This window comes from Streptococcus danieliae, from assembly GCF_013415245.1.
Lineage (GTDB): Bacteria > Bacillota > Bacilli > Lactobacillales > Streptococcaceae > Streptococcus > Streptococcus danieliae_A.
Map to the genome: position 1 here is coordinate 1 of NZ_JACBXX010000112.1, position 4198 is coordinate 4198.

At 44.6% G+C, this 4198-nt stretch carries 7 protein-coding genes and 1 pseudogene; 1 reads left to right on the forward strand and 7 read right to left on the reverse strand.

Translation table 11 applies throughout. The features are described 5' to 3' along the window. The 6 genes from HZY94_RS04510 to HZY94_RS04535 all read right to left on the reverse strand — a co-directional run. On the reverse strand, positions 1-368 hold a 368-nt coding region (locus HZY94_RS04510), incomplete at its 3' end, for a reverse transcriptase domain-containing protein (RefSeq protein ID WP_257151889.1). Between the two features lie 724 nt (positions 369-1092). Continuing rightward, a complete protein-coding gene (locus tag HZY94_RS04515) occupies positions 1093-1347 on the reverse strand; it encodes a type II toxin-antitoxin system RelE family toxin (protein ID WP_179925177.1) in 255 nt (84 codons plus the stop codon). Continuing rightward, positions 1337-1552 carry a type II toxin-antitoxin system RelB family antitoxin gene (gene relB / locus HZY94_RS04520; RefSeq protein WP_179925178.1) on the reverse strand — a complete coding sequence of 72 codons (216 nt, stop codon included), beginning with the start codon at positions 1550-1552 and terminating at the stop codon, positions 1337-1339. Before relB ends, HZY94_RS04515 begins: the two co-directional genes overlap by 11 nt. A gap of 167 nt (positions 1553-1719) precedes the next feature. Continuing rightward, the gene (locus tag HZY94_RS04525) at positions 1720-1989 is read right to left on the reverse strand and encodes a hypothetical protein (protein ID WP_179925179.1); all 270 of its coding nucleotides are present in this window, start codon (positions 1987-1989) and stop codon (positions 1720-1722) included. 2 nt (positions 1990-1991) lie between these two features. Then, a complete protein-coding gene (locus HZY94_RS04530; protein ID WP_179925180.1) occupies positions 1992-2681 on the reverse strand; it encodes a hypothetical protein in 690 nt (229 codons plus the stop codon). A 4-nt stretch (positions 2682-2685) separates the two neighbouring features. Beyond that, positions 2686-2856: a phage portal protein gene (locus HZY94_RS04535; protein ID WP_179925181.1), complete on the reverse strand. Its 171-nt coding sequence runs from the start codon at positions 2854-2856 to the stop codon at positions 2686-2688. 64 nt (positions 2857-2920) lie between these two features. Here HZY94_RS04535 and HZY94_RS04540 point away from each other — a divergent pair, with 64 nt between their 5' ends. Further along, the gene (locus tag HZY94_RS04540; RefSeq protein ID WP_179925182.1) at positions 2921-3679 is read left to right on the forward strand and encodes a trypsin-like serine peptidase; all 759 of its coding nucleotides are present in this window, start codon (positions 2921-2923) and stop codon (positions 3677-3679) included. A 65-nt stretch (positions 3680-3744) separates the two neighbouring features. Here the strand turns inward: HZY94_RS04540 and HZY94_RS04545 are convergent. After that, a pseudogene (locus tag HZY94_RS04545) lies at positions 3745-4185 on the reverse strand (group II intron maturase-specific domain-containing protein); the annotation flags it as partial. Positions 4186-4198 lie beyond the last annotated feature (13 nt).

Here is a 4198-nt window from a genome sequence, read left to right on the forward strand (position 1 = left end):
TGAATAATAGCTGTCTCACAAGAGCGATTGGGACGAAAGCCATAACTATACTCTGAGAAGTGTCTTTCACAGATTGGACTGATGGTTTGAACAATCGCTTGTTGTACCATTCTGTCCATGACTGTAGGGATTCCAAGATTTCGGACGCCACCATTTGGCTTAGGAATTTCAACTCGTAAAACTGGTTGAGGTTTGTACTTCCTCTGCTTTATAAGTTCCTTGGTTTCTCGCCAATGTTGCCGTAGGAAATTATCCATTTCCTCAATGGTAACTCCGTCGATACCAGCAGAACCCTTGTTTCTTTTTACCTGATGATAGGCTTCAAGCATATTGTTCCGAGATAATATCTTATCTAGCAATTCTGACATGTGCGTATTCCTTTCTTGTTTCGGTGTCTGAGGGACATCTTAGATTCGTGAACCTTCTCCTAGTCAATACGTGACCGTCTCCAGTTCTATCAGACCGTTCTTTTACAGACACAAGTGAAGTAGGATTACTTCGGTTAATTGTTCGCCCCTTCGCTCCATTTCCATTACAGAAACTTCATCACTACTATGGGTTCGGCTGACTTCTCATGATTCGTTGTTACTACGTCTACGACGCTCATGAGACCTCACGGGATAAGTCGTATATCTTTCCTCGTTTACTCTCGTGATCTACGCATATAGGTTACGACTACCTTTTGGGACTTTAGAGTTTTCAGCCTCCTCATCCACTACATACGCCTTCATATCACATTTCTGTTCGTAGAGCCACGATTTCGCTATCCCTTCCTCTCCCCGCTACCTCACGATAGTCAGGCTTGGGAGTCGCTATTGGGTTCACCGGTAGCAGGTGCCCACAGAGGACTTGCACCTCAGATATACGACATGCCCGTCGTACAGAAAAAATAGCCCCCGGATTTCTCCGAGGGCTTTCATTCTGTCGCCTTTTGAAACATCTCTTGTAAAACTTTGTCCAGCGCTAGGATATCGCTTCGACACATCTTCCCACTGATACCAATGAGCTAATTCATGCATAATGGTACCCAGTGGATTATAGACAGCCACTAAATGACCTGGAACCCTAGTTTGCAAAGCTACAATATCATCATTAGTAAATATCCCTCCGATGACCAACTTCTAAGGCTAAAACAACCAACTCATCATCCTGAATATTAACAATAACACGATGACTCCCAATCCGATAACGCCATTGGCCAGCTCGATTGGCCGTCAGTCCCTTTCCTTTAGAACGCGGGTTATCTACAAGGTTCTCCAGATAACTTTTAATTTGTTTTCTTGTAAATGGATCTAATTTTTTCAACTGTTTCGCAAATTTTGGGGTAGGTACTAGCCTATAGGTCATCCCAGCTGAGAACCTCCCCACCGTTTGCTAGGTACTCCTCATACTCTGTCAAAGCCATGTCAGCAAGTTTCGCATCATACTCATCTTCTAAAGCTTGGAGAGTCTTCGTACGAATTAACTCCGACAAAGATACACCTTCAAACTTAGCCATACTTTGCATGAATAACTTATCTGCTTCTGATACTTTTAAGGTAATGGTTGTCATAGTTCTCCTCCTCAGTTTATTTAGTAACACCATTGTATTACCGATACCAGGATAAATCAAGCTATTACGCTTTCATTTCCTGTCTTCCAGATCCCTTTCGATTATTTATTCGTACTTTTCCTTCCAAAACAAGAAAAGCACCCAGCGGAAACTAAGTGCTCTATATTTTATCGAATCGGTTCGTAATAAGGGGATTCAGCCCAAGCATATCTGAGCATTGCCGCTTCCCATGCCTCTTCTGGAGCATCATCAGTTAATGTTATCACTCTCACTTTTCCTTCCGGACTGTCCTCAAAATAGGTATTATCATACGCTCCATATATCTCATACAATTCAATATCTTTTCTTGCATCTATATGAGACACATCAAAAATCCGGCCTTTTGATTGTTCTAAACTTAGTCGTTCTCTGATTAAATCTTTCCAAATTAATCCCATGTCTATTCCTCCCATCCTAATTCTAGAACATCCTTGGTGAATTTCTCTGCAAAAGTTTCCATAGGTTTTGTGTACCTATTATCATTGGCGTATCGACTAATTTTTCCCCTTATATTATACCCTTTTCCTTCTAACTCATCAACTAAATCAGCGCTCTCATCGAAAATTATCTGGGCCAGTGCCTGTCTTCCTAACCCAGGATATCGCTTCGCTACATCTTCCCACTGGTACCAATGAGCCAGCTCATGGACAATGGTACTAAGCGGGTTATAGGCAGCTACCAACTCACCAGGGACTAGAGATTGAAAAGCTACAATATCATCATCGGTCCGTAAATCCACCCTAACAAAAAGAGTATTTTCTTCTCGGATATACCCTGCTACGACATTCGGAGACGTTTCTGTCTTATCCACAATGACTACTTTTGGCAACTTAAAACTAGGCGGAACATGCGGAATTAAGTCCATAGCTTTGACCAGCTGTTTCGAATAGTAAGTGACTGCATTCTTCTTACCAACTTTCACCGCATTGGACAGATACATCTCTCCAGCATAACTTGCACCTTTGACTCGTTTAACAGAAATACTGCACATTTCACCGTCAACTTTACGAACAATGTCCGGTACATTATCGTGAGAGTAACTAATCCGAAAACTAGAATTATTGTCTACTATCAAACTGGCTTTCTCCATCCACTTACTTGGTATTGTCGTGTGTTACCTTGACCGATACCCCAATTTGGTAGCTACTGAAGGCATCTACGATAGATTTTGCATAGTTGATAACCAATCTATTGTCTGGCTTCCACGGATCCTTGACTTTTTTATGCAAAACCTCACCGACAACTTCTGACCTTATTTCTTTCACCTATTTATTCGCACTTTTCCTTCCAAAAAAACGAATAAAAAAGAAAAAGGCAAAGGAGCTACCGATGCAAAAAAAGCTACTCACTCTACTCCTCCTCTTTGTTAGTACACTGTCAGCGATGCCCGTTCTGACCGAGGCACGAAAGGAAGTCCATCCCCAAGAGGCTAGCACGTATCCCTTTCATCTGACTCAGGCCCTGATCGCTAAGTCCGGGTCCGGGCAGACCGTTCGGGGGACGGGAACCTATCTTGGGAAGGGGATCTTCCTCACTGCCGCCCACAATCTCACGAATGAGCGAGGGCAGCTGCTGGCTGGACAGACCATCCGGTCCTACAATGCTCAGGGGACTGAGCTTTTCCACACAGGAGCCAAGGCCAAGGCCTATCACCTTCCTGCTGGATACCAAGGCTACGAGGATTTGCGCCAGGATCTGGGGCTGATTGAAGTGGAATCTAGCCTAGGAATTCCGGCGGGACAGCAGGAGGTGAAATTAGCTGTCTACACCCAGGCTCAGAAGCTGGTGGGGAAAAGGGTCTTCAGTATGGGCTTTTCGAGTTTGACCCGACCACCTTATACCCAGGCCAGTGGTCAGGTGCTGGCGGTGGAGGCAGATGGCACACTGACGGCCGATCTGGAACTGGTTGCGGAGAACTCGGGTTCGCCTGTGTTCCTGGATGGGGAGATTATCGGGATTGTAACCGCGGTGACGGAAGAATGCCGGGGGCAAAGTAGTTGTTCCCGAGCTACGATCACGCCCTTGACTCCAGAACTGAAAAAGGAGTTATTGGATCCCGCTGGAATCCAGGCTCGCCTGATAGACTAAATCGAGTAGAGGCTAATTTCTAGTCCCTCTCACACCACCGTGCGTGCCGTTCGGCACACGGCGGTTCAACTAACTTTTAACGCATGTCGTTTAAGATAGAAATCTAGACAAGAAACCAGTCCTCTTTTAGTAAGGGCTGGTTTTGATATAGCTCGCTTTAAGACTGACTTTTGTGCCACTAGTTGATAGTGGTTACCCCAGCCAGATACTTTATCGGCTATCCATTTCGGAACACCTAGTTTCAGAAGTCCCCATAGTCGTCTCGATTTTTTCTTCCATTGCTTCCAGATAATGACTCGGATACGAGTTCGTAAACGCTCATCTATTTGCGTCAGTATCGTCTTCATATTACCAAGTGAGAAGTAATTTACCCAACCGCGGATAACCCAATTTAATCGTTCAATCCGTGTCGTTAGGTCAATGCTCCACTTCCTCGTCGTTAGTCGCTTCAGCTTGCGCTTAAAACTCTGTACACTATCTTGATGGGGACGGCATTTCCAGCCTTTCGGAGCTAACTAT